We start from the raw sequence: 25,343 nt of genomic DNA on the forward strand, positions 1-25,343 counted from the left end.
CTTTCCGGGGCGTATTTTCGTTCTATTTCCGCTCGGGTTGAAGACAAGATTTCCCGCCGATTATCTGGGGCTGACCGAGCTCTTGCATGCAGTACATTGTCATGACGGAAAATAAAACAAACGAGGCCGCATTGGCTTTAAAAATGCTGCACCAACCGTGTTTGCTGTGCTTACTGCTACTTCAGTTTGCGCCGATGATGTGGCGCAGGTATTAGGCCTTTTTTCTGCGTCGAGTTGACAGAGTGCGAATGATCAGGCGCCCCTGTTTAAATGGGCTGGCTTAGTTGTTTTCAGGATCGCTGTCGGATCGAGGGTCCTTATACCGGTTCAGGTCCAGCACGCCTGCCTGAATGGGGTCGCTTGCCAGAAACATGGTCATCACCTGATCGCTGGTTTCCCAAAACCCCGGGCTTGTCCTACGCAGGCCATAGGTGGCTACGATATCGATCCATTCGGCCTGCGACCGCACTGATTTGAGGTCGGTTACAAAAGACGCCAGCTGGGCTTCCCGAATTCGAAAGTAGAAATTCGTATAGCTTCCGATCACCCCCGGCAGAATGGTCAGCACGTCGGCTCGCGGATTCCTGCGATCTTTTTCTTCAAACAAGAACGCCACATTGTAATGGGCCTTATCGTGGAGCAGCGAATAGAGAGACGTGGAACCATCTTCGTTGTCCACCAAAAGCAGGGAAACATCTGACAGATACCTGACCCAATCGCCTGTATGATCCGCGAGTGCCCGCAAGTTATCCACAACTTCTGAACTCCCATTCGAACAGTCGTCGCTTTTGCATCTGTTGATCGTGTCCTCGACAGCCCAAAGACCGTTGCCGCGATTTAGAAGTTCCAGGAGGAACTCTTGCTTAGGCGTGTCCGTTTTAAAATCTATGCCAGTCGGAAAACTGTCATCGACACGGCGCCGGTGCCAATAGGTGTGCAGCTCGGCCAGTGCCCCCTGATACCAGGTTTTGTGCATCCTTTGCCTGTCGCCGCGCGGCATGAAGTTCAGGAAAGTGTCCTCACTCTCCATCCGAAGCTCGTCCATGTATAACCGGGTTGAAAGCTGGTGTTCGAGGCGACCGAATACATCAAAACCTGCGACCAAGTCGTAATAGATACGTTCGAACACCGGATAATCGATAACCCATGCGGTTTCCGGGATACCGCCGTGGAACCCGGTCATGGCAGAGGCATTGTCGAAATGCCGAAACACGGTAATCAGCGCCTGGGGATTGGTGCCCTCGCCATCCCAGATTGCGTCATATCCAAACCCGTTTTTGTGCGCCGGGCTGTTGCGATATCGGGCATCCCGAAACTCAAGGTACTTGATCTGGTTTTCGTGGGACATTCCCTGAAGGTCCCCCAAGAACCCAATATCTGCAGTACTTACCGGCAATTCCAGAAAGGCCGCCCCGTCCGCCAAAAAACTGGGGTCTGTGACGGACAGATCGGCATCTGGGTCAAGGAAACTGACCCAGAACCGATCTTCAATCACGTCAACGGCGGTTTCGCCATGGCAGACCGGACCGCGGATGAAGCTGCGCACATAAAACAACGCGTCGTCCAAGAGAAACTGATAACGGCTGCGGGCCGGTATGTTGGCAAAGGTGCTGAAGGGGTTGCCGCCTTCGTCTTCTCCGTACGCAGGCAAGTCGGTGACGGACCAAGCCGGATCAAGGAATAGCTGCTTGTATCGCGCCAAACGATCCGGCCCAAAGCTATAGACCAGATGATCTTTGTGCACGATCGTTTCGTCGAATGCCTGCAAGCGATAATAAAACGGCCTTGCGCCGGGACTATCGAAGGGACGGCGTGTCGCGATGATCTCGATCTTTGATCCCGGTGGGCTGGCGGACCGAACCAGCTGATAAAACTGTCTTGGATTGTCGGTTGGAAAGTGGAGGCGCGCCAGAAACAGATGCTCGTATACATATCTGCTCATCAATTGATGGCGCAGGTCGGGCGTGTTCAGAAAGGCCTCCCAATTTGTGATCTGATCCTGAATGTCCTGAGGGATTTGTGGTGTGGCCGATGGCAAGGGCGCACCATTTTTAAGCCATGACATGAGGGTTTGGTATTCTTGCTCACTCAGTGGGGCTGTGGCGTAGGGCATTCCCGCCCTTGGGTTTGCCGTGCTGAAGGCGTCGAATTCCTGCGTTGTAGGGCAGGTCAAGGGGCGATCAATCGACAAACCAAGCTGGGTTGGGACAGGTGCGTTAGCCGTCAAACGGGCTTGCCTGCCGAGGTTAAGGGAGCGCTGTAACACCGACCCGCCCGCGCCGGTCACCTCGGATGACGGAAGAACGGAAAAGAACCCAAGATCCCGCCACCCGGGAATTGTGTTCGCGTCGATTCCAAGCCGTGTCGGTTGCGCATCTTTTAGTCGTTCAGAGTGGTAAACCGCCTCTTTACTGGCGCCGCGCGAAAGGCCGGCAGGGGATGTCAGCTTGAGTTGGCAGGGCGCGTCATAGCAACTGTGACAGACCACGCAGCGGTGGTTCAGGATATCCTGCACGTTGGCCCAGTCCGCATTTTCCAGCTTGTCGTCAATGGTTGCGCCGGGCGCTGCTGCATCTGACTGGGCCAAACTTTGGTCAGCAAACAAAAATGCAAAAAAAGCCGCAAAAACACAGGTCAAAAAACGGCAGTTTTGTAACGTTCGCAGCATAGATGCCCCCGTCTGAATGGTTTGCTTTCATTGACCATCACGCCAGGCCCAAAGGCCTTAACAGGGTATATTACTGAATTGATATCGTTTGTCGCGTTTCCTGAACTTTTACGTTGAGGCACCGACGGGCGTGTTTGCCGCAGTTTCACATGCGGCAAAGTAGATCTATTTGGAGCTTAGTTCGCCAATAGTGTTAGACCGTTGTACCCTTGATGCGTATAGCCGATCCCACGCTACCAGCGCAAAGGCCAATGCCAATTGCGATCAACAGCTCAAATGTATCGACCGCTGCGAATGAACCATGGGCGAATACGAACGTCGCCAACACCCCGACAATGCCCCCCATCATTGCGCCCAGCCAAACGCGGCGTGTCATCATTCCCAGGGCCAGCCCAAGGATACCCGGCAGACTGATGACGTTGGCCCCGATTGTTCCCAGAATTTCCAGCATTTCGTGTCCCTTTTCAGTCTGCCCGAGTACTCAGGAATGACTTGATGTCATCGCCGTCAGCTGCGGCCTGTTGTTGCAACGTTCCCTGCGCTTTGCTGGCCAAGGTTTCGGTCACTTCCTGATACCGCTCCTGATAGCCGGGTGGCAGGCTATGGGCGATGCCCTGGTGGCAATCGATACAGGTCATGTTTTCATCAATGGCGCGTTGGTGCTCAGAGGCAGCGCGCGTTTCCTGCAACGTGAAATCCATATAGTCGAAGTTGTGGCAATTCCGGCATTCGCGACTGTCGGAGGCCTTCATCTTCTTCCAGACAGCGGTCGCCATGCTCAGACGATGCTCTTCGTATTTCTCGGGTGTACTGATCGTGCCTGCCAGCTCGTGATAGACGTCCTTGACCGCCATGATCTTGGCTTTGATCTTGTGGTTCCATTCATGCGGCACATGGCAATCGGAACAGATAGCCCGCACACCGGAGTGGTTGTTGTAGTGGATCGTCTCACGGTACTCGCCCAGATTGGTCTCCATCGTATGGCACGAGGTACAGAACTCCTCTGTATTCGTAAGCTCAAGTGTCCAGTGGAATCCGCCCCAAAACAGGATGCCAGCCAGAAAACCCGCAAGGATCAGAAAGCCCGAGCTAAAGGCAACCGCCGGGGTCCAGATCCAGTTCCAGATGCGGCCAATCCACCCGCGTTTTTCAGGAGAGTCTGCCATGTTGGTGCTCCTTTCATTCTTGCGTTGGATTAATTGCCCGAGGACGGTTGAAAGACGTTGTCAACCAATGGCGGTGCGTCTGCTTGTGGCACGTGGCATTGGTTGCAGAAATAACGTGTGCCTGCGATGTGATCCAACTCGTTGCCGTCGCGATCCAGATAGTGTGTCATCGACAATGTCGGGGCGTTGCGTTCGCCGGCTTTGGTCCAGTCGTGGCAGGACAAGCACTGATTTGTGCGCGTGTCGATCTGGTATTGCTCGACCGAGTGCGGGATCAGCGGCGGTTGTTGGCGATAGTTGCGCTGCATGCGCCCTTCGACGTTCTTGTGGATCTGTTCCAGAGGGATCAGTTCATCCACATCGGCACCCCGCAGGGTTTCTACCTGAGCTGATTGCGCAAGGGCGAATCCGCCCAAGAGCAAAACGGGGATAAGGGCTATAAGGCCTGTTCGGGTTGGCTTGTTCATCTTGGCACTCCCTCAGATAGGTCTGGCTGCGCGCGGATCGGGCGCGGGAACTGGATCGGTAGGTGCGGCGACCTTGTCGTCGAACCGGTGAGTAAATTTGAAAACGTCGACGGCGCACACGTCGATGCAACGACCGCAGGTGGTGCAGTCAGGGGAAAGGATCAGTGGTGTGGAACCCGACTTACCCTTCAGCGCAGGAGAAATGACCTGATTTTCTGGGCAAACGGCATAGCAATCCATGCAATCATTGCAAGCTGCCCGGTTCAAGGCGCTGACCCGCAGCAAACCCTTGGCACCAATCAGGCCATAAAATGCGCCAACCGGACAGATGTGACCGCACCAGCCGTGCCGCGAAACGAACAGGTCGAACACGAAGATGGCAATGATCATGGCCCATACGAACCCGGCGCCGAAAATCAGCCCGCGATGCAGCATGGTGATCGGGTTGACCAGCTCCCATGCGACCACGCCTGTCATGCCCGAGACGATCAGGACGGTGGCCAGTATCCAAAGGCGGGTGCTGCGTTTGGGCTGCCATCCTTTCGGCAGGTCCAACCGTCTGTGCAACCAGTTGGCCGCGTCGGTGACTGGGTTGATCGGACAAACCCATGAACAATAGACGCGCCCACCAATCAGAGCGTAGACGACCAGAACGATCACGCCACCGATCAAGGCAGTCCATTCCGGCCAGTGTCCGGCCACCGCGCTTTGCATCAGGATCAGCGGGTCGGTCAGCGGCAGCACGCCCAGCGTCAAAGAACCCGCAAGCGTGCCTTGAACGATCCAGATGCCGAACCACGGTCCCAGAAGAAACACAGCCAGAAAGAGCAACTGGCTTGCGCGGCGCAGCAGCAGGTATTTGTGGGCGCGCACCCAACCTTTTTCTTCGATGGCCTCCATTCCGGCCGGCATATGTGTGCGTGCACTCATTGTCCGACCCCCGGCAAATCGTATGCTGGTGCGAACCCGCCCGGTGCGGCAAGGTTGTCGGTGCCCGGTCCGGGCAGTCGGTCCGGCAGATCGATGAGGCCTTCAACAAGGGGGCCGCCTTTGGCCTCTTTCTCTTCCCAGCCTTTGCGGTAGTGATCGGCACTGCTGCCGCGGGCCAAGCGCGCAGGCAGGACCTTGATCGCAGCCTCGGGCAGAACACAGCTTTTCTCGCACATGCCGCAGCCTGTGCAGTGGTCCGCATGAACGGTTGGGATGAACATTGCGTGGTGGCCTGAACGTTCGTTATGGGCCGTTTCCAGCGTGATTGCCTCATCAATCACGGGGCAGACGCGATAGCAGACATCGCAGCGCAGGCCGAGGAAGTTCAGGCAGTTCTCCTGATCGACAAGGACGGCAACGCCCATCTTGGCATCATCAATATTGTCGAGGGCTGGATCCAATGCACCGGTGGGGCAGGCGGCCACGCAAGGGATGTCGTCACACATTTCACAAGGCACATCCCGCGCTGTGAAATAGGGCGTCCCAGTAGCAACCGCATCCACGCCCAATTCTGCCAGTTTCAATGTGTCGTAAGGGCAATCCCGCACGCAAAGCCCGCAGCGAATGCAAGCGGACAGAAACGCCTCTTCCGGTAGCGCGCCGGGGGGGCGCAACGCTTCGGCCGGCAACGCGCGGGCATCGCGGGCAAGCCATGCCAACAATGACCCGGCGACCACACAGCCGCCCGACGCACGCGCCGCATCCTGCAGGAAGCGACGCCGTTGCGGCGAAAGAGGTTTACCTTCAAAGGGCATGGGGACGGCCTTTGCCTCGCTTGTCCGTTACGCGCGCTCGACCTTACAGGCGCATTTCTTGTAGTCGGTCTCTTTCGACAGCGGGCAAGTTGCGTCCAGCGTCAGCTTGTTGGTCAGCTGATGCTCGTCGAACCATGGCATAAAGACCAATCCGCGTGGCACCTTGTTGCGGCCGCGCGTTTCAACCCGGCTGGTCACCTCGCCCCTGCGGGTGGAGAGTACGATCTCTTGCCCACGGCGCAGACCGCGATCCTTGGCGTCCTCCGGGTGCATGTAGACAACGGCTGACGGAAACGCGCGATGCAGTTCGGGCACGCGGCGGGTCATCGAACCCGAATGCCAGTGTTCCAGCACACGACCGGTGGATAGCCACAGATCGAATTCCTCATCCGGTTCCTCGGCGGCGGGCTCATAGGGGGCAAAGATGATCTTGGCCTTGCCGTCCTCGTAGCCGTAGAACTTAACGTCTGCGCCTTCCGGCACATACGGATCATACCCTTCGCGGAAGCGATAGAGTGTTTCCTTGCCGTCGACGACAGGCCAGCGCATGCCACGGGCCTCGTGATACATCTCGAACGGAGCAAGGTCGTGCGCGTGGCCGCGTCCGAAATCGGCATATTCTTCAAACAGACCTTTCTGAACGTAGAAGCCGAAATGCTCCGCGTCGTCGTTGTGGAACCCTTCCGCCGTTTCCGACAGCGGGAACTGGTCGACCTTACCGTTGGCATAAAGCACGTCATACATGGTCTTGCCGCGATGCTCGGGCATCTTGGCCAGCAGCTCTTCGCCCCAGACCTCTTCGATGGTAAAACGTTTCGCGAATTCCATCAGCTGCCACAGGTCCGACTTGGCCTCACCCGGTGCCTGCACCTGTTGACGCCAGAATTGCGTACGGCGTTCGGCGTTGCCATAGGCGCCTTCTTTCTCAACCCACATGGCCGTGGGAAGGATCAAGTCGGCCGAAACTGCGGTGACAGTTGGGTAAGGATCCGAGACTGTGATGAAGTTTTCCGGGTTACGGTAACCGGGATAACCTTCTTCGTTTATGTTGGGCGCGGCTTGCATGTTGTTGTTGCACTGCACCCAATAGGCGTTCAGTTCGCCGTCCTTCAGTTTGCGGTGCTGCAACACGGCGTGGAAGCCGGGCTTGGGCGGGATAGTGCCCTCGGGGATGTTCCATGCGGTTTCGCAGATTTCGCGGTGCTTATCACTCGTAACAACCATGTCCGCCGGCAGACGGTGGGCAAAGGTCCCCACCTCACGCGCCGTACCACAGGCCGACGGTTGACCCGTCAGCGAGAACGGTGAGTTTCCGGGTTCGGAAATCTTTCCCACCAGCAAGTGCACGTTATACATCAGCGAATTCACCCAGGACCCACGGGTGTGCTGGTTGAAACCCATGGTCCACAAGCTCATCACTTTACGGTTCGGGTCCGCATATTGCTGGGCCAGTTTCTCCAGCTTGTCTGCAGGGACACCAGACAGTTCAGAGGTATATTCCAGCGTGTAGGGCGCGACGGCTTCGGCGTATTCTTCAAAGCTGATCGGATCCATCTTGCCCGAGTTCGGATTTTCAGCTTCTTGCTGCAGCGCGTTGGTGTCGCGCAGACCATAGCCGATATCGGTGGCGGTTTTGGTGATGTTGACGTGATTCTTGACGAAGTCTTCGTTTACCGCGCCATTTTGAATGATGTAGTTGGCGATGTAGTTCAGGATCGCCAGATCGGTCTGCGGTTCAAAAACGATGCCGTTGTCCGCCAGTTCAAACGAGCGATGCTCAAACGTCGACAGTACATGCACTTCGCAACCCGGTTTGGTCAGACGTGTATCGGTGAGGCGCGACCACAGGATCGGGTGCATCTCGGCCATGTTCGAACCCCACAGAACGAACGTGTCCGCGTGCTCGAAATCGTCATAGCATCCCATTGGCTCATCAATGCCGAAGGAGCGCATAAAGCCCACAACGGCTGATGCCATACAGTGCCGTGCGTTGGGGTCAATATTGTTGGACCGGAACCCGGCTTTCATCAGTTTGGAGGCCGCATAGCCTTCCCAAACCGTCCATTGCCCGGAACCAAACATACCGACACTGGTCGGGCCTTTCTTGGCCAGCGCCTCTTTCCATTTTGCGGCCATGACATCGAACGCTTCGTCCCAGCTTACCGGCTCGAATTCACCGTTTTTGTCGTATTCGCCATTGGTCTTGCGTAGCAAAGGTGTAGTCAGTCGATCCTTGCCGTACATAATCTTGGACAGGAAATAACCCTTGATACAGTTCAGCCCCCGGTTCACCGGCGCGTCGGGGTCGCCTTGCGTCGCAACGACACGACCTTCTTTGGTGCCAACCAGAACAGAGCAGCCTGTACCACAGAACCGGCAAGCCGCCTTGTCCCACCGGATGTCTGGCGCTCCGGCCTGGGCATTGGCTTGACCGGCCGCCAGCGGAATACCAGCGGCTGACGCCGTTGCTGCGGCCGCAGAGGCCTTGAGAAAAGTCCGACGGGATTCAGAATGTGTCATTGCGTGGGCCTCCGGCTGGTGGTTGGGCTTGGGGCATCGGGCTGCGGATGGGCGTCCGCGAGATCCTCGAAATGGTGATAAGTCAGGGTCAAAGAGATGACGCCTGGGATCTGGTGCAGATCCATGATGGTTTCGGATGCAAGACGGGTTGGAGTGTCTTCGACGACGACAACAAATCGGCCATCTTCCGTTTCAGCGTGAATTTCGACACCCGGCGTGCCCTTCATCACGCGCGCTGCTGCGCTCGTGTGATCAGGTGCGACATGGGCGAGACAACCGCAGATGTTCATTGAGTAGCTTCCATTTGTGGTTGAGGTTGGCGTTCCAGCGCAATGGCATCGGCGGGACATAAACTTGGGCAAATCCCGCAGCCGTTGCATGTATCAAGGTCAAGCACCGGCTCTGCGCGGCCGCCGGTCATCAGTTTGAAACGGATCGCGCTTTGTTCGCAATTGTCCTGACAGATGCGGCAACTGATGCCGTTCATAGATAGGCAGGTGTCCGCTGTAAGCGCGGCGCGCCATAGCCAATCTGGCAAACGGTCAATCATTAACGCTTCGGTTGGGCAAATCCGGGCGCAGTCGCCGCAGAAGGTGCAGGGAGTGTCAGTGGGCTGGAACCGGGGATATCCATCTGTCCCGATGACGATCGCATCTTCGGGGCAAGCATCTGCGCAATCACCACATTTGCTGCATAAATCAGCAAAGCACAGCTCAACCGAGCCCGGAGGTCTGGCGATATTACCGTCCTCTGGTCTAATCCTGGCGCTGAGAAACGCGCGTCGGCTGGTCATTTGTTGCATTGCATGCGACCTGGCTACACTCGATTCCTATGATCGAGTGTATCGCATACCGCGATCCGCAGGGGGCTTTTTTGATTTAGGTCATTTTGACCTGTTAAATATTAGTCATTTAGGAAACTTTAATTTATTTGCCGAAGCGACCCTTTGAGATCATCGGCGAGGGCGCGCGGTCCGGATCAGTAGAAGAAAAACAAAAACCGATCCCAGCGACGTCGTGACAATACCAACAGGCAGCTCTTGCGGGGCAAGCAACAGACGGCTCAGGATATCCGAGCCTGTCAGCAAAGCTGCTCCGACAATGGCGGCGGTAGGCACAAGCTGGCTGTGCAAAGGCCCCGCGATACCGCGCGCGATGTGGGGAACCATCAAGCCGACAAACCCAATTACGCCCGCAACGGACACAAACACAGCGGTAGCAAGAGCGGCCACGAAGAACATCCGGAACCGCAAGCCCTGAACGGGCACACCCAGGGTGGCCGCGGTCAAATCACCAGTCAGCAGCGCATCAAGCCAGCGGCTACGGTACATTGCGTAGGCGAGGATCAATGCTAAACCGGCGCAGACTAGCGGGAATGTCTCCCACCGGGCAAGCCCCAAACCCCCAAGCATCCAGAAGATAACCGAATGGGCCGCACGACTGTCGCCCGCGAAAATCAGATAATTGGTAATGGCTGAAAACAAAAACGAAACCGCAAGCCCCGCGAGGATCAGTTTTTCGGGCGCGCTTGTGCGCAGCCCATGAACCAAAGCCAGCACAATGCCTGACGCGACAAGTCCTCCGAAAAACGCGGCCAGTGGCAGGGTCCAAAAGCCCAACACATCTCCGGTTACTGTTATGACAAAGACAGCCCCCGCCGCAGCTCCTGAGGACAGGCCGAACAGAAACGGGTCCGCCAGATCGTTGCGTGTGGTGGTTTGCAGGACAACGCCGACGATGCCCAACCCGGCACCGATCACGGCGGCAAACAGTGCGCGTGGTAAGCGCAAGTCAAACACGATGCGGTGGAGCGGAGACATCTCTCCGTCCACCAATCCCGTGCCCAACAAGACACCGGCTAGCGCGTCAGAGGCCGGAATGGATGTGGTTCCGTAGACAGTCGAGGTCAGCAAAAGGGCGGCCAATACAGCCGCCCCCAGCAAGAGTGTAAGGCCAAGTCGGCCCATATCAGTTCAGGCCCGGGTGCATGGCTTTGGCCATTTTCGAAATTGCTTCGATATTTGCCGGTCCGGGTGTCAGTTCCTCATAGCGCAGACCAATCCAGCGTTCGTTCTTGACCGCGTCCGTCTGTGACATCACGGGATGGTCCTGCAGGAACTTGAACGTATCCGCGGCGCCATTTCCGGTCTGATAATCAAGTAAAACCAAGAATTCCGGGTTCGAAGCGGCGACAGCCTCCCACGAAGAACGACCCCAGCTGGTGTCCATGTCATGGGTGACATTTTCGCCGCCAGCGGCAGCAATCATCGCGTCAGGAATGGCAAACTTACCAGCCGTAAACGGGGCATCGGCGGGGCCGTCCAGCAGGAAAACGCGAGGTTTCGGCAGGTCGTCTGTCTGTGTCTCAATCGCGGACAGTTCCTCTTTCCAGCCAGATACCAGCTCTTCTGCCTTGTCTTCAACGTGCATGACTTTGCCCAAGCGAAGGACGTCAGTGAACAGTAGGTCCATACTGGCTTCGGGGCGATCCTTATCCAGATGTACGCAGCTTTCGGTCAGGATCATCGTTTTGATGCCGAAAGGCGCAAGCGTGTCCGGGGTCACGTCACCGCCCGGCTTCATGCCATAGTACCAGCCTGCAAAGAAAAGGTCGGGTTCGACAGCGACCAGATTTTCAACCGTCGGGTACTTGGGCGCAAGTTCCGGGATGTCGCCGCGCAGGGTGTCAAACTCGGGGCTGGTTTTGTACCAGCCAGTGATGCCCGTCAGGCCAACGATCTTGTCCTGCAAACCCAGCGCAAAGGCCATGTCGGTCATGTTCATGTCGTGCACGACCAGCCGCTCGGGCTGAGTTTCAAACACCATCGGCTCGCCGCAATTGTCGACGGTGATCTCGTGCGCTGTTGCGGCACTTGCAAGGCCGCTGATCAGTGCTGCGCACCAGAGAGTTTTGTTCATGTTGTTTTTCCTAGTTTGAGGTAGTGGTTCTTCGGATGTCCAGTGCCGGAATCATGCGGCCTTCGTGCTGAAAGCTAAGAAAATCGACACCAAACGTTTCACGGACCCTTTCGGGTGTCAGCACTTCATGCACTGGGCCGAAACCGGTCAGGCGCGTGGATTTCATCAACGCGACATGGGTCGCGAATTCCGGGATCATGACCAGATCATGGACGATCATGACGACCGTAATGCCCAACTCGGCCACCAGCGACAGCATGCGTCCCTTGGCGTCCGGATCCAGATGGTTCGTCGGCTCATCCAAAAACAGCAGCGAGGGGTTCTGCGCCAGCGCCCTTGCGATATGAGCGCGCTGGCGTTCCCCGCCGGATAACACGGCCATCCGCTTGTCGGCGAGGGCGACGAGTCCGGTCAGTTTCAGGATGCGGTCCAATTCCAAGGCGTGTTCAGCGGCAGATTGATCGGCACGGATCGGGATTTGCCCAAGGGCCACATAATCGCGCAGGAACAAACGCCCGTCCGGCGATTCCTGCTGACTGACTACGGCGATCATTCGGGCGCGGTCCATCGCTGAAAGCTGCCGAAGGCTGCGCCCCTTTACCAAAACGTCCCCCAGCACAATCTCTTCACCGCCGCACAAAAGATTCAGCAACGTTGTCTTGCCCGCACCGTTTGGGCCGGCAATTGCCAGGGTTGCCCCTTCATTCAGTTCGAAATTGACGTTTTGCAGCAGTACGTCGCCGTTCAGGGCGTAATACTCCAGCCCGCGCGCCTCAAGGAAAGCTCCGCAAGTCATACGCTTGTCTCCAGCTTTAGCCGTGGTAGGCGCGCCAGGGTCTTTTCAAGAAGGGCAGGCGGGCGCTGCGATGCGTTGGTCCAACCATCCGTGCTCCGGTGGTATTGATGTGCAAATTCGGCCAAAGCATCCACGTCCTCAGCCGATTGGATGTCACCGAAAAGGTACTGCGCTTTGTCTAGTGCCTGAAACCCGACGGTTGTGGGCCGACCGCAACCGGCCATGCAGGAAATGCTGCGGATGTCAAAACTGGATGGAAGCTTGCTTGCAAGCGCAGCGCGCAATGAATCCGCCCGGTCAGAGCCCTTGCAGGTCTCGCAAATCAGAAGGAAATGATCAGGACTGATCGACATGGCCCACTCCGCCTGTTGCCAAGCGCGGACAGAAGGTGCCAATCATGTCATCACGTCTTAGACGTGTCATAAAGCCTCCTTCCAGGACGCCCCGCCCCGGGTTGGTTGAACATCGGATGGTAGGTCTCCTGACTTGCGGGTCGTGGCTTGGCCATCCTTCCCGACCCATTTTGGGCCAGTGGGTATTTGGCGTCGCTCACCGCTTACAGTTGCGGGGGCAGTCACGGACTTGGCGCTTGTTGGCAACCTCACCGTATTCCCTTTTCATCCCTTGGCGAACCATAGGGAACCATCGCGGTGATGCTTGCCCGAGTTCCGAATTTGGGTCAAGCGATAATCCGCGCCGCCCCACGAGCAGAGGTCATTTGTCATTTGCTAATGATCTGACTACGCTGCGTCGCAGAAATGTTTGGGCAAAGGTGGATATGTTCTGGTTCCGCGGGGCGGAACATCCAATGTTTGAAACGACGAACACGCATTCAAAAACAAAGCCGGACGAGATGAAAATTCAAGAAAACAGAACCTATTCTCAACTGAAGGTAGGCGACAAGGCGCAGGTCACCCGATTGTGCACCGTGGACGACTTGTACGCGTTTGCCTCGGCTTCGGGTGACCACAACCCGCTGAACCTGGCGGCCTATGACGGAGATGGAGATGGGCACCCCGAGGCTGTCGCGCCCGCTTTGTGGCCCGCGGGCCTGGTGGCTGCAGTAATTGGAAACATCTTACCGGGGGCCGGTACGCAAACACGTCGGGCGGACCTGAGTTTTCATGCTCCGGTTATGGCGGGCGAAGAACTGACCGCTTTTGTGGCTGTGACCGAAAAGCGTGAAGACGGCGACCTGACCTGTTCCGCCGAAGTGCGCCGGGTCGGGGATAACGCATTGATCCTAAGCGGCACCGTACAGGTCACGCCACCGTCGCGGCATTTGACCTTCGACTCGGTCGAGGTGCCGGGACTGATCGTTCAGCGTCACCGGCATTTCGACGCTTTGTTGGAAAAGGCACGTCCTCTGGACCCGATGCCCACAGCGATCGTCGCCCCGGAAGAACCGAATTCGCTAGGCGGCGCATTGCTCGCCTTGGAAAACGGCATCATTACTCCGATTTTGGTGGGCGACCCGGACAAAATCACCGCCGCTGCCGCCCATCTTGGGGCCGATTTGTCCGGAGTTGAAATCATTGAAGCGCGAGGCCACGAAGTGGCCGCCCAACGCTCGGTCGGGCTGGTCGTTGAAGGTAAGGCCCGGATGCTGATGAAGGGTCATTTGCACACGGATGTCTTGTTACGCGCCGTTCTGCGCAGGGAAAAAGGTCTGAGAACCGGGCGGCGGCTGTCGCATGTGTTCGTGATGGACGTGCCAGGCATGTCTCGGCCCATCATGGTTACAGATGCGGCGGTGAATATCGCACCGGATCTCGAAACCAAGGCCGATATTGTTCAGAACGCCATCCATCTTGCGCATTCTATTGGCATCGAGATGCCCAAGGTTGGCGTCTTGTCGGCGGTTGAGACCATCAACCCGCATTTACCGTCGTCTGTCGATGCCGCGCTGTTGTCGAAAATGGCCGAGCGTGGGCAGATCACCGGCGGGCTGGTCGATGGTCCTTTGGCCATGGACAACGCGGTTGATCTGAACGCGGCGCGGACAAAAGGCATCACCTCACCAGTCGCGGGGGTCGCAGACATTCTGGTTGTTCCGAATATCGAAGCCGGCAACATGGTAGCCAAACAGCTGACATATATCTCTCATGCCGAGGCTGCCGGCGTTGTGATAGGTGCTGCGGCACCGATTATCCTGACATCTCGGGCAGATGATGATGCTTCGCGGCTGGCGTCTTGTGCTGTCGCGGCGCTGCATGCAATTGCTAATGAAAGCAAAATCCATGGCTGAACATGTTTTGGCGCTGAATGCCGGGTCGTCCTCGTTGAAATTCGCGCTTTACGAACTGGTCGAGGACCGACGTCCCAGTATGCGCTGGCGCGGTCAGATCGAGCGGTTGGGGGATGCACCGCGCTTGTTGGCCCAATCAGCAGGGGGGCGGTCTGTCGACCGTCAGTTGTCTGGAGCCAAAACACATGACGAGGCCATCAGCGCGTTTCTTGAACTTACCCGCGAATACCTGCCGGACATTCACGTCCGGGCCGTGGGCCACCGCGTCGTTCACGGCGGGCCAGTCTATTCGGAACCTGTCGTGGTGGACGAGCACGTCTTTGATACGCTAAGCGGTTTCATTCCCTTCGCGCCTTTGCACCAACCCTACAGCCTTGCGGGTATCAAGGCGGCCGCGGCAGCCTTTCCGGGTACCACCCAGATTGCGTGCTTCGATACCGCGTTTCACAGGACACACCCTTGGGTGAATGATACCTTCGCATTGCCTCAAAGATTCTACGAAAAGGGCGTTCGCAGATACGGGTTTCACGGGCTGAGCTATGACTACGTCTCGCAAAAGCTGAAAGACATTGCGCCGGGTTTGTACGACGGTCGCGTCGTCATTGCGCATTTGGGAAATGGCGCGTCGATGTGTGCGGTGTCGGGTGGCCGGGCCGTGGCCTCGACCATGGGATTTTCGGCGCTCGACGGTCTGCCCATGGGCACCCGCAGCGGGCAATTGGACCCGGGGGTCGTGCTTTACATGATGCAGCAAGAAGGGATGGAGGCAGACGAAATCGCTGAGCTTCTCTATCGAAAGTCCGGCTTGCTTGGCCTGTCCGGCATGTCCTCGGACATGCGCACCCTGTTGGCTGCTGACACTCCGGACGCGCGCAAGGCGATTGAGTACTATGTCTTCCGCATCCGCCGTGAACTGGGCGCCTTGTCTGCCGCGCTGGAAGGCATTGACGCTTTGGTCTTTACCGGAGGCATCGGTGAAAATGCCGCCCGTATCCGTCAGATGGTTTGCGAAGGCATGCGCTGGATCGGGATTGATATGGACCCGAACCGAAATGCAGACAACGCTACGGTTCTGTCCACTGATTTCAGCCGGGTACGTATTCTGGCTATTCCCACGAACGAAGAGATGGTGATCGCGCGTGCAGCGGCCAGAATGGCAGAATAACTCCTAATCCGGTTTGTTTTTTCCACGCCGCGCGTATCTGAGCAGAACGCCTAGAACCGTGCTGATAATATCGGGTGACAGCATCCCGATCGGATCGCGCTTTAGGCCGACGATTGTGTTGCGCGCCTCGGCGAAGTTGTCCCGGACTTCGTCCTCGATGTCGTGCAGCGCCATATCCCGCAATTCGACGGCAGCCGAAGTGTCACTTTCGGAGGTCATGGAATTTGCGACCAGTGCGAGGATCACGGCCAGAACAAGGTTCACCCCGGCCACTATGATCGCGGCCAGAGACTTTGACATGGTCTCGGACAGCCAAAAGAACCCGGCGACGTTCAGCATGATTACTGCAAGCCCAACGGCTAACCCGGCAGCAGCGTAAAAGCCTGTGCGTTTCGCCGCGATGGACAGTTGCCTTTGAGCAATAAGACGCTCGGCTCGCAGGATGATCGAAATGTTGCGTGAAATGCGGTTCATGTTCGGGCTCCTACCGGGAACGGCCTAGAAGATAGCCAAGTGTGAAAATCCCAAGGGCGAATAGGATCGGCCTTTTATGTGGAAACTCCTCAAGCTCTGTCATGACTTCTTCTAGTTGCGTTGACCACTCATCCAAGCTTTCGACAATTCCGTCCGTCATCGATTTGTGCGGATCAGCTTGTTTGCCGCTGTTCGAATCTGAGGTGCCTTCTCGTGCGCTGGATTGTTCGGCCAATTGACGCCGCAACTCTGCGACTTCGGCTTCTAGCTGTGCTTTGGTTACCATCACTTGGGTCCTTCGATGGTCGCGCAAAAATCAGGCTCGCGACTTTTTCCTTTGTCGAGGGCCATGTTAATTCGATTTTTTGAATTCGGGAAAGGGTGTTATCCCGATGCAGCGATCAGCACCCGGCCCGGATGTGATCAAGCCTGCGCACGCGCTATCCGTTTATCAATAGTCCGATACCAGCAAGAAATCGGGCTTTGTGTTTTCTTCAATCGTTGCAAAGCGCGGAATGGGATCCTCGAACACATTATCGGTCCGGTCATCGTTGACAGTTGACACTTCGCCAATCAGGCAGTCGCCCTGTTCCGCCCAGAATGCGTGCCAGATACCCGGCATCAGGGTTACACTCTGACCGGATTTCAGCCGCAGCAACTCACCAGGTTGGATGGTGACAGGGCAGTTGTCACTGGGAACAACCGCCGGGTTATCTCGGTCGATACCGCCTTCAGGGTCCGAGGCATAAATCTCCATGACCAGATCGCCGCCGCCCCGGTTGATGATGTCTTCGGCCTTGATGATGTGGCGATGCATCGGGGAGAGTTGTTTGTCCCGAGAAACCAAAAGCTTTTCTGCGTAAAGCATCCCGCGACCTTTGTTCAGATCCTGCACATCGCCATTGCGCAGGGTAAAAAGGAACAGGCCGAGCTCATCAAACCGGCCTTGACCATAGTCGGTAATGTCCCATCCGAGGCCGCGGTCACGGATGCCTTGTGCCTGTGCGCTGCGCATTTGTTCCGGCGACCAGTTGGCAAAGGGGGGCAGGACGGCCCCGAACGAGCGTATGAAGGCTTCGGCTTCGGTTTTGATGTCGTTGATATCTGATCTTTTCATCTCGGTCCCTCAGGGGGTCAAAGTTCATGCGCCCAGGGCGGGTTTGCGCCAGCGCGGGAAACAGTGATGGCGGCAACGTCGGCACCTTTGGCCAACGCCGCGCGCAAGTTGTCCGGGCCTAACGTCCGCAGATCAGCCTTGGATAATCGACCTGCACGGTCCAACTCAGCCAGAACGCCGGCGTTGAACGTGTCACCGGCACCCACTGTATCGACCACCTCGACCGCTTTGACAGGCACCGAAGTTTCAGACCCGTCTGCCAGGTATCCTGACGCTCCATCACTGCCGCGCGTTACGATAACCACGGAAGGTCCTGCTTGCAGGAGTAGTGGGACTTTCTCGGCAAGTGTTTCAGGCCCTGGAACGATCCAGTCCAGATCTTCATCCGAGACTTTCACGATGTCAGATTGAGCGATCATACGGTTCAATCGCGTACGATACCGTGTTTGATCCTTAATAAACCCGGGTCGGATGTTTGGGTCCAGCATGACCGCCCGATCTGATCCGTGACGTTCCAGAAGGGCCGCGTAGGCGTCCGCGCAGGGTTCACATGCAAGACTGATCCCACCAAAATACAAGGCGGATACAGCAGGCAGCTGCTTTGGCATGTCTTCTGGCGTCAACATCCGCCCAGCCGAGTTTTCGTCGACAAAGCTGTAGGTGGCGTGGCCGTCCACAAGCTGTACAAAGGCCAGTGTCGTGGGGCGATCCGATTGGATCACATGGCTTGCTTCCACATGGCTGGCCAGCAGCGCGTCTGCCAATTGCTGTCCGAACATATCCGAAGATAGTCCGGTCAACAGACCCGCCGGCGCGCCCAGCCGACCCAAAGCAATGGCTGTGTTGAAGACGGCACCACCGGAATGGGGTACGAAACCGCGCGAACCCGAGACGGTCGGCTCGGCGATCATGTCGATCAGGGCTTCACCGCAGCACAAAATCATGCCGTGGTCCTTTCTGTAACAGGGTCAGGCGGCCAGTTTACCGCGCGAGCTCACTTTTACAGAAATTGTTAGCGCCAACAATGCCAAATTCATCCTGCTCGGACACATACAAGTTCATTGAACGCCGCAAGTCACTGAACCGCCCACCGGCGTTAAAGGCATCCCGGAACGCATCCTTGAACAGCCACCGGTTTTTCTCGGCGACGCCACCCACAAGGAAAACACCACCTGTCGGCATGTAAGCTACGGCGAGGTCACCCATGATAGCCCCGAGATGGGTTTTGAACATATGCGCAGTTTTGACCGCACTCGGGTCGGATTCCGCCAGCGCGTCCTGCAGTATATCCTTGGCGCTGCGCCTTGGAGCATCGGACTGTCCTGCGGCTATGCTGGCGGCTTGGTACAGAATGGGAAGGCCGGTTCCGCTGAGGAACATTTCCGCTTCGAGCACTAGGCTGTCATCAAAGAAGCACTCGGGCGCGATATGGCGCGCTGCTTTGAAGACTTCGACCTCATCCTCGTGGCGTGGGGACAGTCCGACATGGCCCCCTTCGCCCGACGCGGTATGATACCGCCCTTGGGAATACAGCAATGCGCCGACGCCAAGGCCTGTGCCGGGGCCCACAACCAGCCGGGTTCCGACCGGCGGTGTCTCAGCCCCTTGCAGCACCTCGACATGATCACCGGTGATTTCGGCGACCGACCAGGCGGCGGCGGTGAAGTCATTGATAACAAACGTATGCTTGGCGCCAGTAGCTTTGCCGATATCGCGTTCAGACAGGTCAAGATGCGCATTCGTCAACCGGATTGACCCGTCCCTGACGGGTCCAGCTCCGGCCGCAACGACGGCGCGTGGATCGGTGCCAATCTCGTCGCGCAGGCTGTGAAACGCATCCAGAAGCTCTTGCAACGACCCGGTTGGGTATTTGCGAAGGTCCGTCAGTTGTCCGTTCGAGATGACACCCAGTCGTGTGTTTGTGCCACCGATGTCCGCGACAAGGTTCCAATGCTCGTGCATGGTTCCGGCAGGCTGAGAAATCGGCAGAGAAACAGACCCACCGGACAACGCCGATTTCAGCGCGTTGTACGAGGCTTTTGGCGTCCGTTCGAGCGTATCGAAATCTACATCAACCAACCCGAACCGCTTTTCATAGCCAAAGGACCACTCGTAGTTATCCAACAGGGACCAGATGAAATAGCCCCTGACTGGAACGCCGTCGTCCAGCGCGTTTTGAACGGCACCAAGGTGTTTGTTGAGGTAATCAATGCGGTCGTCATCTTGCTTGCGTTCCGGGCTCGCCATGCCGTTTTCGGTGACATAAATCGGCAAGTCGCCGGTATAATCGCGCACCGTACGGGTCAGAAAGCGCGTCAGGGCATCGGGTTCAATCTCCCACCCCATCTGTGTTTTGGGAAGCGGGCCGGGTACTTCTTCCAGGCTTGGCCATGCGGTATCGGCAGGCGCGATCAGTTTGCGGGTATAGTAGTTCAGACCGCACCAATCGACGGGTGCACCAATGGTGTCAAAGTCGTCTTGCCAACCGGATGGAAGATGAGGTTCCAACCCGTCTAGAACGTTTTGCGGATAGGCTTTTTTGAACACACCACCTAGGAAAAAACGGTTGTATATCCCGTCATAAAGGTCCGCAGCCTTGCCCGCATCAGGGCTGTCATCAGCGGGCTCGGCCCATTCCAGATTGAACACAGCGCCAAGGTTGGACATGCCGAGGCCACGCATCGCCTCAATGGCGCGGCCATGAGCCAGCAGAACATGGTGCATCGCGCGAGCCGTGGCGCGGATGTCGCGCGTTCCAGGCGCGTGATGTCCTTCAAAATGGCTCAGCCAACTGACACACCATGGCTCATTGATTGGTGCGACGCTGTACATACGGTCGCCGATGCGGCCCATGATGACCTCGGTGAAATCGGCAAACCAGCTTGCGATATCCCGGTTGCGCCAGCCGCCCAGATCAGCAAGCGGAGAAGGCAATTCCCAATGATAAAGGGTCGCACAGGGCCGAATGCCGCGTTCCAACAAGGCGTCGGCAAGTCGGTCGTAATAATCCAGACCTGCCTGATTTACCGGGCCACGCCCTTCAGGCAAAACGCGCGCCCAGCTTGTCGAGAACCGGTAGCAATCAAAACCCGCGTCCCGCACCAGATCGAAATCCTGTGGAAAACGGTTCAGGTGGTCACAGGCCAGATCTCCATTCTCGTTTCGCACCACGTTTCCGGGTGAAGCGGCAAAGCTATCCCAATGGGTTTTCCCCGCGCCACCCTGTGCGTGGCCTTCTATTTGATAAGCCGAGGTTGCGACACCAAAGAGAAAATCTTTGGGGAAGTCCGAGCGTGTATATTTCATTTTTCAGAACCTGTTTGGGGCGGGGCCGGTTGAGCCGCCAACTACCAGTTCGGCCTCCAGCAATCTAGTTTTCACCGGGTCTTCCGGAGATTTTATGCGTTCGACCAGCATTTCAGCCGCCATTTCTCCGGCCCTACGTACAGACGATCTTGTAGCGGTGAAAATCGGTACGTCCTGACCGTTCTTGAGGTAAGATAAGTCGTCGTCATGGGCGATGACCGAGACATCTTTGCCCATCTTCAACCCCGCTTCGTTAAGCGCGCGACGCACTCCGATAGCGGAAATCATAGAGGCTGTCAGGATGGCCGTAGGGGGGTCATCCAGGCGAAGCATATCGCGGGTTTCATGGTGGCCATAAACCTCGGTCATCTCGGCGCTGCGCATCAATTCCGGGTCGGGGGACAGACCTGCCTCTTGCAGGGCTTCAAGATATCCGTCGCGGCGACGTTGAGCGAAATCCATATCCTCAAGCCCGTTGATCAGGGCAATGCGACGATGCCCAAGGTCGATCAGAAACCGGGTGGCGCGCAGGAACGAACTTTTGTTGTTCACGTCGATCCAGTCATAGGGCACTTCCACCCCGGTCGATCTGCCATGAACGATAAAGGGCACGCCCATTCTGGTCAGGACCTCGATCCGGTGTTCGTTGACTTTGGGGCCTTGCAAAACAATACCATCGACCGCGCCACGCTGGAAAAGACTGCGATAGGCTTCCTCGATCGAGGTGTCATCTGCATTGGTGAACATCATGTCATATCCATGATCCGAATACTTGCGTGCAGCACCGGCGACAAAATCACCAAAAATCGGGTTTACCATTTCATGCTGGGATGATGAGGGAATCACGTGTCCAATCACCATCGAGCGCCCTGTTGCCAATCCCTTGGCCCGGCTGTTAGGCCGATAGCCATGCTTGGCAGCGGCGGCTTGGACGCGCAGGCGCGTATCCTCGTTCACCTCGGGGTAACCATTCAGCGCGCGGCTGACAGTGGTTTGAGATAAACCAAGGATTTCTGAGAGCTGCTTTAGATTCATCGTCGCCTCAAAGCGCCTTCAAATTTGATCATTTTCAGATTTGCGAGCGCTTCCCGCCCGACTGCCACATCTTGCTGGCACTGCCCTGAATATTAATATTATAGACATCAGTAAACAGATTATTGACAAAAATTGAATGTTAGCGGATAAAGTGCGTCATCCAAAGCGCTTTGAAAAAGAGTCTCAGAGGCGCGAGCAAAGTTGGGAGGAAACTTCATGAAACACTCGCTTTATGCAGGCGCGGCCACGTTCGCACTGATGGCGGGCGCGGCGCATGCCGACAAGGTCACCGTGTTCGGCCCCTGGTTGGGGCCTGATCAGGAAAATGTCGAAAAGGTTTTGGACGGCTTTGCCGCAGCGACCGGGCATGAGTACAGCTATGTCGGCTCGGACAGCTTTGAGCAGCAAATCAGAATTGATGCCGAAGCCGGATCGGCGCCCAACGTAGCGGTGTTTCCCCAGCCCGGTCTGGCGTCAGATATGGCCAAGGCGGGTTTCCTGACGCCCCTGAGTGAAGGAACCGCGGATTGGATTCGCGACAACTATGCGGCCGGTCAGTCCTGGGTGGATCTGGGAACCTATCAGGGCCCGGACGGGCAGGACCATCTGTATGGATTTTTCTACAAGGTCGACGTGAAATCGCTGGTTTGGTTTGTGCCGGAGAACTTCGAAGACGCCGGCTATGAAATCCCGACCACGATGGAGGAGCTGAAGGCGCTGTCCGATCAGATCGTTGCGGATGGCGAAACGCCATGGTGCATCGGGCTGGGGTCCGGCGGAGCGACTGGTTGGCCAGCGACTGACTGGGTTGAAGACATGATGCTGCGCACGTTGCCGCCCGAAGATTATGACGCCTGGGTCGCCAACGAATTGAAATTTAACGATCCTAAGGTTGTCGCCGCGATTGAAGAATTCGGAGCGTTTGCGCGCAACGATGATTACGTGGCCGGCGGAGCCGGTGCGGTTGCAACAACTGACTTCCGCGACAGCCCGAAGGGTATGTTCAGCTCGCCTCCGCAGTGTTACATGCACCGTCAGGCCTCGTTCATTCCCGCCTTCTTCCCCGAAGGTACGGTTGTGGGCGAGGATGCTGACTTCTTCTACTTCCCGGCCTATGAAGGCAAAGACCTCGGCAGCCCGGTCCTTGGGGCCGGCACAGTTTGGGCCATTACCAATGACAGCCCGGGCGCGCATGCGCTGATGAAATACCTGGAGACACCCGAGGCGCACGAAGCCTGGATGGCTCTGACCGGGTTCCTGACGCCACACAAAGGCGTCGATACCTCGGTCTTCTCAGACCCAACGCTGAAGAAGATGAACGACATTCTTCTGGGGGCCACCACCTTCCGGTTTGACGGTTCCGACCTGATGCCGGGCGGCGTGGGTGCAGGCACCTTCTGGACTGGAATGGTCGACTATACGGGCGGAACACCTGCTCAGCACGTCGCCGACGAAATCCAGTCCTCCTGGGACGCGCTGGACTAAAGCGTCTGAGATTGGGCAACCCGCACAGCCGGGTTGCCCGAACCTATCGTCGCAAGGGAGAGCGGCATGCACCCGGCATTTCAAGGCCTGCTGACCATCGCCATCGGCGTGTCAGGTTGCGTGGGCTATTTCTATCTATCCAACCAGTTTCTGGACAGAGTTCTGTTCCCGCCTCGGGGGCCAAATGCTGGCCGAAACATCAACCGCGCGAACATGATCCGGCCTTGGTTGTTCCTGTTTCCGGCACTGGCTGCGCTTGGTCTGTATCTGGCCTATCCGGTCGTCGAAACCCTACGCCTGTCCCTGACTGATCGTGTCCCGGGCGGCGGCTACAAATGGGTCGGGCTGGACAACTATATCCAGATGGCCAAGGAGCCCAAGTTTTGGGAAGCGATGCGCAACAACATGTTCTGGCTGATCATTGTGCCTGCAATGTCGACGGCCTTTGGCCTGTTGGTGGCACAGCTGACTGACCGCATTCGTTGGGGCAATCTCGCCAAGTCGCTGATCTTTATGCCAATGGCGATCTCGTTCGTGGGGGCATCGGTTATCTGGAAGCTGGTCTATGACACTCGTCCGGCTGAACAAGATCAGATTGGCATGCTCAATGCGCTCTATATTTTCTTTGGCGGAACCGAGCCGCAGACGTGGCTGACAATACCGTTCTGGAACAGCTTTTTGCTGATGGTTGTCCTCATCTGGATCCAAACCGGTTTTGCCATGGTTATCCTATCGGCCGCCCTGCGCGGAATCCCCGAGGAAACGATTGAGGCCGCAATTCTGGATGGGGCTAATCCGTTTCAGATATTTTTCCGGATCAAAGTGCCGCAGATCAAAACCACTATTCTTGTCGTCTGGACCACGATTACGATCACCGTCCTCAAGGTCTTTGACATCGTTTTTGCAATGACCAATGGCCAGTGGGAAACGCAGGTCTTGGCCAACTACATGTATGACAAGCTGTTCCGCGCCAACGACTGGGGCGTCGGGTCGGCTTCGGCCATGGTGATCATGCTCTTAGTGGCTCCAATCCTTGTCTGGAATGTGCGCAACGCGCGGAAAGAGATGGAGTAGGGTCATGAGCGATATTGCAGGAACCAAACCCGCCCTTCGCTGGGTCGTCCATGCCTCGGTCCTCTTTCTGGTGGTGCTGTGGGTCGTGCCAACTCTGGGCCTTTTGATCTCGTCTTTTCGCACGGCGGATCAGATCGCAACCAGTGGTTGGTGGCGGTCGCTGTTCCCGTCCGAACAAAATCTGACCCTGCGCAGCGCGGCCCCAGAAACCCAGGTTCTGGAAAACGGGATGTATGTGATCGAAGGCAATCTGTTTGACGATGGGACGAAAGCGACAATCTCAAAATGGGGCGTCAGTTCTCGTGCAGTTGATGCCTTTTCCCCTGGCGAAACAGCAGAGTTGCGCAAGGGCGGCACAATCACGGTAGACGCCAAGGGTAATTACCGGATGGAGAACCCGGAAGAGTTCACCGGCAGTCGTGGATCGCGGGTTTTCGCAACTGCGGAATTGCCGCCTGAGTTTACCTTAGACAACTATCACAAGGTTCTTCTGGCAGAAGACAGTACCGACAGCATGGGGCGGGCGTTTTTTAACACGCTGACTGTAACAATCCCGGCGACGATCATTCCAATCCTCGTTGCGGCTTTTGCGGCCTATGCCTTGGCTTGGATGGATTTCCCCGGGCGCGCTTTGATTATTGCGGCTGTCGTTGGTCTGTTGGTTGTCCCGCTGCAACTGGCCCTGATCCCGTTGCTGAAATTCCATCTGAATATTGGGATTGGCAAAGGATATCTGGGGGTTTGGATGGCGCATACCGGGTTCGGGTTGCCGCTGGCGATCTATCTTCTGCGCAACTACATGGCTGGTCTGCCCCGCGACCTGATCGAAAACGCGCGGGTCGATGGCGCGACCGAGTTTCAGATTTTTACCAAATTGATCCTGCCACTCAGCTTTCCAGCGCTGGCGTCTTTTGCGATCTTCCAGTTTCTCTGGACGTGGAATGACTTGCTGGTCGCCAAGGTGTTCCTGATCGACGCATCCGGACAGACCACCGTCATGACCAACCGCATCGTCGAGCTTTTAGGCACGCGCGGCGGGAATTGGGAAATCCTTGCCACAGCGGCCTTTGTTTCGATCATCGTCCCGCTGATTGTTTTCTTCGCAATGCAAAAATATCTGGTCCGCGGTCTGTTGGCCGGGTCCGTTAAGTAGAGGCGT

The 25,343-nt window shown here is 56.9% G+C and carries 24 protein-coding genes, 1 pseudogene and 1 riboswitch; of the genes and pseudogenes, 5 read left to right on the forward strand and 20 right to left on the reverse strand.

The annotated features are described in order from the left end of the window. Nucleotides 1–280 precede the first annotated feature (280 nt). From AC2FLA_RS07525 to AC2FLA_RS07585, 13 genes are all read right to left on the reverse strand, one after another. The gene (locus AC2FLA_RS07525) at nt 281–2,587 is read right to left on the reverse strand and encodes a fatty acid cis/trans isomerase (protein ID WP_496721487.1); all 2,307 of its coding nucleotides are present in this window, start codon (nt 2,585–2,587) and stop codon (nt 281–283) included. A gap of 274 nt (nt 2,588–2,861) precedes the next feature. Further along, nucleotides 2,862–3,119, reverse strand: coding sequence for a hypothetical protein (locus AC2FLA_RS07530; RefSeq protein ID WP_496721488.1), 258 nt, complete (start codon nt 3,117–3,119; stop codon nt 2,862–2,864). Between the two features lie 13 nt (nt 3,120–3,132). Next, nucleotides 3,133–3,834, reverse strand: coding sequence for a NapC/NirT family cytochrome c (locus tag AC2FLA_RS07535; RefSeq protein WP_496721489.1), 702 nt, complete (start codon nt 3,832–3,834; stop codon nt 3,133–3,135). Nucleotides 3,835–3,863: 29 nt separating this feature from the next. Beyond that, nucleotides 3,864–4,301 carry a nitrate reductase cytochrome c-type subunit gene (locus AC2FLA_RS07540; RefSeq protein ID WP_496721490.1) on the reverse strand — a complete coding sequence of 146 codons (438 nt, stop codon included), beginning with the start codon at nt 4,299–4,301 and terminating at the stop codon, nt 3,864–3,866. A gap of 12 nt (nt 4,302–4,313) precedes the next feature. Beyond that, the gene (gene napH, locus AC2FLA_RS07545; RefSeq protein ID WP_496721491.1) at nt 4,314–5,231 is read right to left on the reverse strand and encodes a quinol dehydrogenase ferredoxin subunit NapH; all 918 of its coding nucleotides are present in this window, start codon (nt 5,229–5,231) and stop codon (nt 4,314–4,316) included. Continuing rightward, entirely contained in the window at nt 5,228–6,046 is an 819-nt protein-coding gene (gene napG / locus AC2FLA_RS07550) for a ferredoxin-type protein NapG (protein WP_496721492.1), read from the reverse strand. Before napG ends, napH begins: the two co-directional genes overlap by 4 nt. A gap of 27 nt (nt 6,047–6,073) precedes the next feature. Next, on the reverse strand, nt 6,074–8,566 hold the full coding sequence (gene napA / locus AC2FLA_RS07555; protein ID WP_282119342.1) for a nitrate reductase catalytic subunit NapA: 2,493 nt from the start codon (nt 8,564–8,566) through the stop codon (nt 6,074–6,076). Then, nucleotides 8,563–8,856, reverse strand: coding sequence for a chaperone NapD (locus tag AC2FLA_RS07560; protein ID WP_058276663.1), 294 nt, complete (start codon nt 8,854–8,856; stop codon nt 8,563–8,565). Before AC2FLA_RS07560 ends, napA begins: the two co-directional genes overlap by 4 nt. Continuing rightward, nucleotides 8,853–9,368, reverse strand: coding sequence for a ferredoxin-type protein NapF (locus tag AC2FLA_RS07565; protein ID WP_496721493.1), 516 nt, complete (start codon nt 9,366–9,368; stop codon nt 8,853–8,855). The genes AC2FLA_RS07560 and AC2FLA_RS07565 overlap by 4 nt, the downstream gene beginning before the upstream one ends. A 150-nt stretch (nt 9,369–9,518) precedes the next feature. Beyond that, entirely contained in the window at nt 9,519–10,532 is a 1,014-nt protein-coding gene (locus AC2FLA_RS07570) for a FecCD family ABC transporter permease (protein ID WP_496721494.1), read from the reverse strand. A 1-nt stretch (nt 10,533) separates the two neighbouring features. After that, nucleotides 10,534–11,484 carry an ABC transporter substrate-binding protein gene (locus AC2FLA_RS07575; protein WP_496721495.1) on the reverse strand — a complete coding sequence of 317 codons (951 nt, stop codon included), beginning with the start codon at nt 11,482–11,484 and terminating at the stop codon, nt 10,534–10,536. Between the two features lie 10 nt (nt 11,485–11,494). Continuing rightward, complete coding sequence (locus AC2FLA_RS07580; protein ID WP_496721496.1) at nt 11,495–12,280, reverse strand: ABC transporter ATP-binding protein; 786 nt, start codon at nt 12,278–12,280, stop codon at nt 11,495–11,497. Further along, the gene (locus AC2FLA_RS07585) at nt 12,277–12,633 is read right to left on the reverse strand and encodes a DUF1636 family protein (RefSeq protein ID WP_496721497.1); all 357 of its coding nucleotides are present in this window, start codon (nt 12,631–12,633) and stop codon (nt 12,277–12,279) included. The genes AC2FLA_RS07580 and AC2FLA_RS07585 overlap by 4 nt, the downstream gene beginning before the upstream one ends. A gap of 101 nt (nt 12,634–12,734) precedes the next feature. Continuing rightward, a riboswitch (cobalamin riboswitch) is annotated at nt 12,735–12,940 on the reverse strand. 148 nt (nt 12,941–13,088) lie between these two features. Here AC2FLA_RS07585 and AC2FLA_RS07590 point away from each other — a divergent pair. Both AC2FLA_RS07590 and AC2FLA_RS07595 read left to right on the forward strand, forming a co-directional pair. Beyond that, complete coding sequence (locus AC2FLA_RS07590; protein WP_496721498.1) at nt 13,089–14,528, forward strand: bifunctional enoyl-CoA hydratase/phosphate acetyltransferase; 1,440 nt, start codon at nt 13,089–13,091, stop codon at nt 14,526–14,528. Beyond that, nucleotides 14,521–15,693, forward strand: coding sequence for an acetate/propionate family kinase (locus tag AC2FLA_RS07595; RefSeq protein ID WP_496721499.1), 1,173 nt, complete (start codon nt 14,521–14,523; stop codon nt 15,691–15,693). Before AC2FLA_RS07590 ends, AC2FLA_RS07595 begins: the two co-directional genes overlap by 8 nt. A 3-nt stretch (nt 15,694–15,696) precedes the next feature. Here AC2FLA_RS07595 and AC2FLA_RS07600 read toward each other — a convergent pair whose 3' ends face one another. The 7 genes and pseudogenes from AC2FLA_RS07600 to AC2FLA_RS07630 form a co-directional block, all read right to left on the reverse strand. Further along, nucleotides 15,697–16,167 (reverse strand): phage holin family protein, encoded by a 471-nt coding sequence (locus AC2FLA_RS07600; RefSeq protein ID WP_496721500.1) that lies wholly within the window; start codon nt 16,165–16,167, stop codon nt 15,697–15,699. 10 nt (nt 16,168–16,177) lie between these two features. Beyond that, nucleotides 16,178–16,453 carry a hypothetical protein gene (locus AC2FLA_RS07605; RefSeq protein WP_496721501.1) on the reverse strand — a complete coding sequence of 92 codons (276 nt, stop codon included), beginning with the start codon at nt 16,451–16,453 and terminating at the stop codon, nt 16,178–16,180. A 165-nt stretch (nt 16,454–16,618) separates the two neighbouring features. Further along, nucleotides 16,619–17,284 carry a D-lyxose/D-mannose family sugar isomerase gene (locus AC2FLA_RS07610; RefSeq protein ID WP_496721502.1) on the reverse strand — a complete coding sequence of 222 codons (666 nt, stop codon included), beginning with the start codon at nt 17,282–17,284 and terminating at the stop codon, nt 16,619–16,621. A gap of 17 nt (nt 17,285–17,301) precedes the next feature. After that, nucleotides 17,302–18,228, reverse strand: a complete 927-nt coding sequence (locus AC2FLA_RS07615; protein WP_496721503.1) for a carbohydrate kinase family protein — start codon at nt 18,226–18,228, stop codon at nt 17,302–17,304. Nucleotides 18,229–18,265: 37 nt separating this feature from the next. Further along, the gene (locus AC2FLA_RS07620) at nt 18,266–19,246 is read right to left on the reverse strand and encodes a glucokinase (RefSeq protein ID WP_496721623.1); all 981 of its coding nucleotides are present in this window, start codon (nt 19,244–19,246) and stop codon (nt 18,266–18,268) included. Between the two features lie 42 nt (nt 19,247–19,288). Beyond that, nucleotides 19,289–20,590: pseudogene (locus AC2FLA_RS07625) on the reverse strand (GH1 family beta-glucosidase); the annotation flags it as partial. 3 nt (nt 20,591–20,593) lie between these two features. Further along, on the reverse strand, nt 20,594–21,625 hold the full coding sequence (locus tag AC2FLA_RS07630; protein WP_496721504.1) for a LacI family DNA-binding transcriptional regulator: 1,032 nt from the start codon (nt 21,623–21,625) through the stop codon (nt 20,594–20,596). A 216-nt stretch (nt 21,626–21,841) separates the two neighbouring features. Here AC2FLA_RS07630 and AC2FLA_RS07635 point away from each other — a divergent pair, with 216 nt between their 5' ends. The 3 genes from AC2FLA_RS07635 to AC2FLA_RS07645 all read left to right on the forward strand — a co-directional run bounded on the left by AC2FLA_RS07635 (nt 21,842) and on the right by AC2FLA_RS07645 (nt 25,337). Then, a complete protein-coding gene (locus AC2FLA_RS07635) occupies nt 21,842–23,110 on the forward strand; it encodes an ABC transporter substrate-binding protein (protein WP_496721505.1) in 1,269 nt (422 codons plus the stop codon). Nucleotides 23,111–23,176: 66 nt separating this feature from the next. After that, the gene (locus tag AC2FLA_RS07640) at nt 23,177–24,184 is read left to right on the forward strand and encodes a carbohydrate ABC transporter permease (RefSeq protein ID WP_170418733.1); all 1,008 of its coding nucleotides are present in this window, start codon (nt 23,177–23,179) and stop codon (nt 24,182–24,184) included. 4 nt (nt 24,185–24,188) lie between these two features. Then, nucleotides 24,189–25,337 carry a carbohydrate ABC transporter permease gene (locus tag AC2FLA_RS07645; protein WP_282151985.1) on the forward strand — a complete coding sequence of 383 codons (1,149 nt, stop codon included), beginning with the start codon at nt 24,189–24,191 and terminating at the stop codon, nt 25,335–25,337. The last annotated feature ends 6 nt before the right edge of the window (nt 25,338–25,343 follow it).

It is taken from the genome of Ruegeria sp. CDSA033 (genome assembly GCF_059612305.1).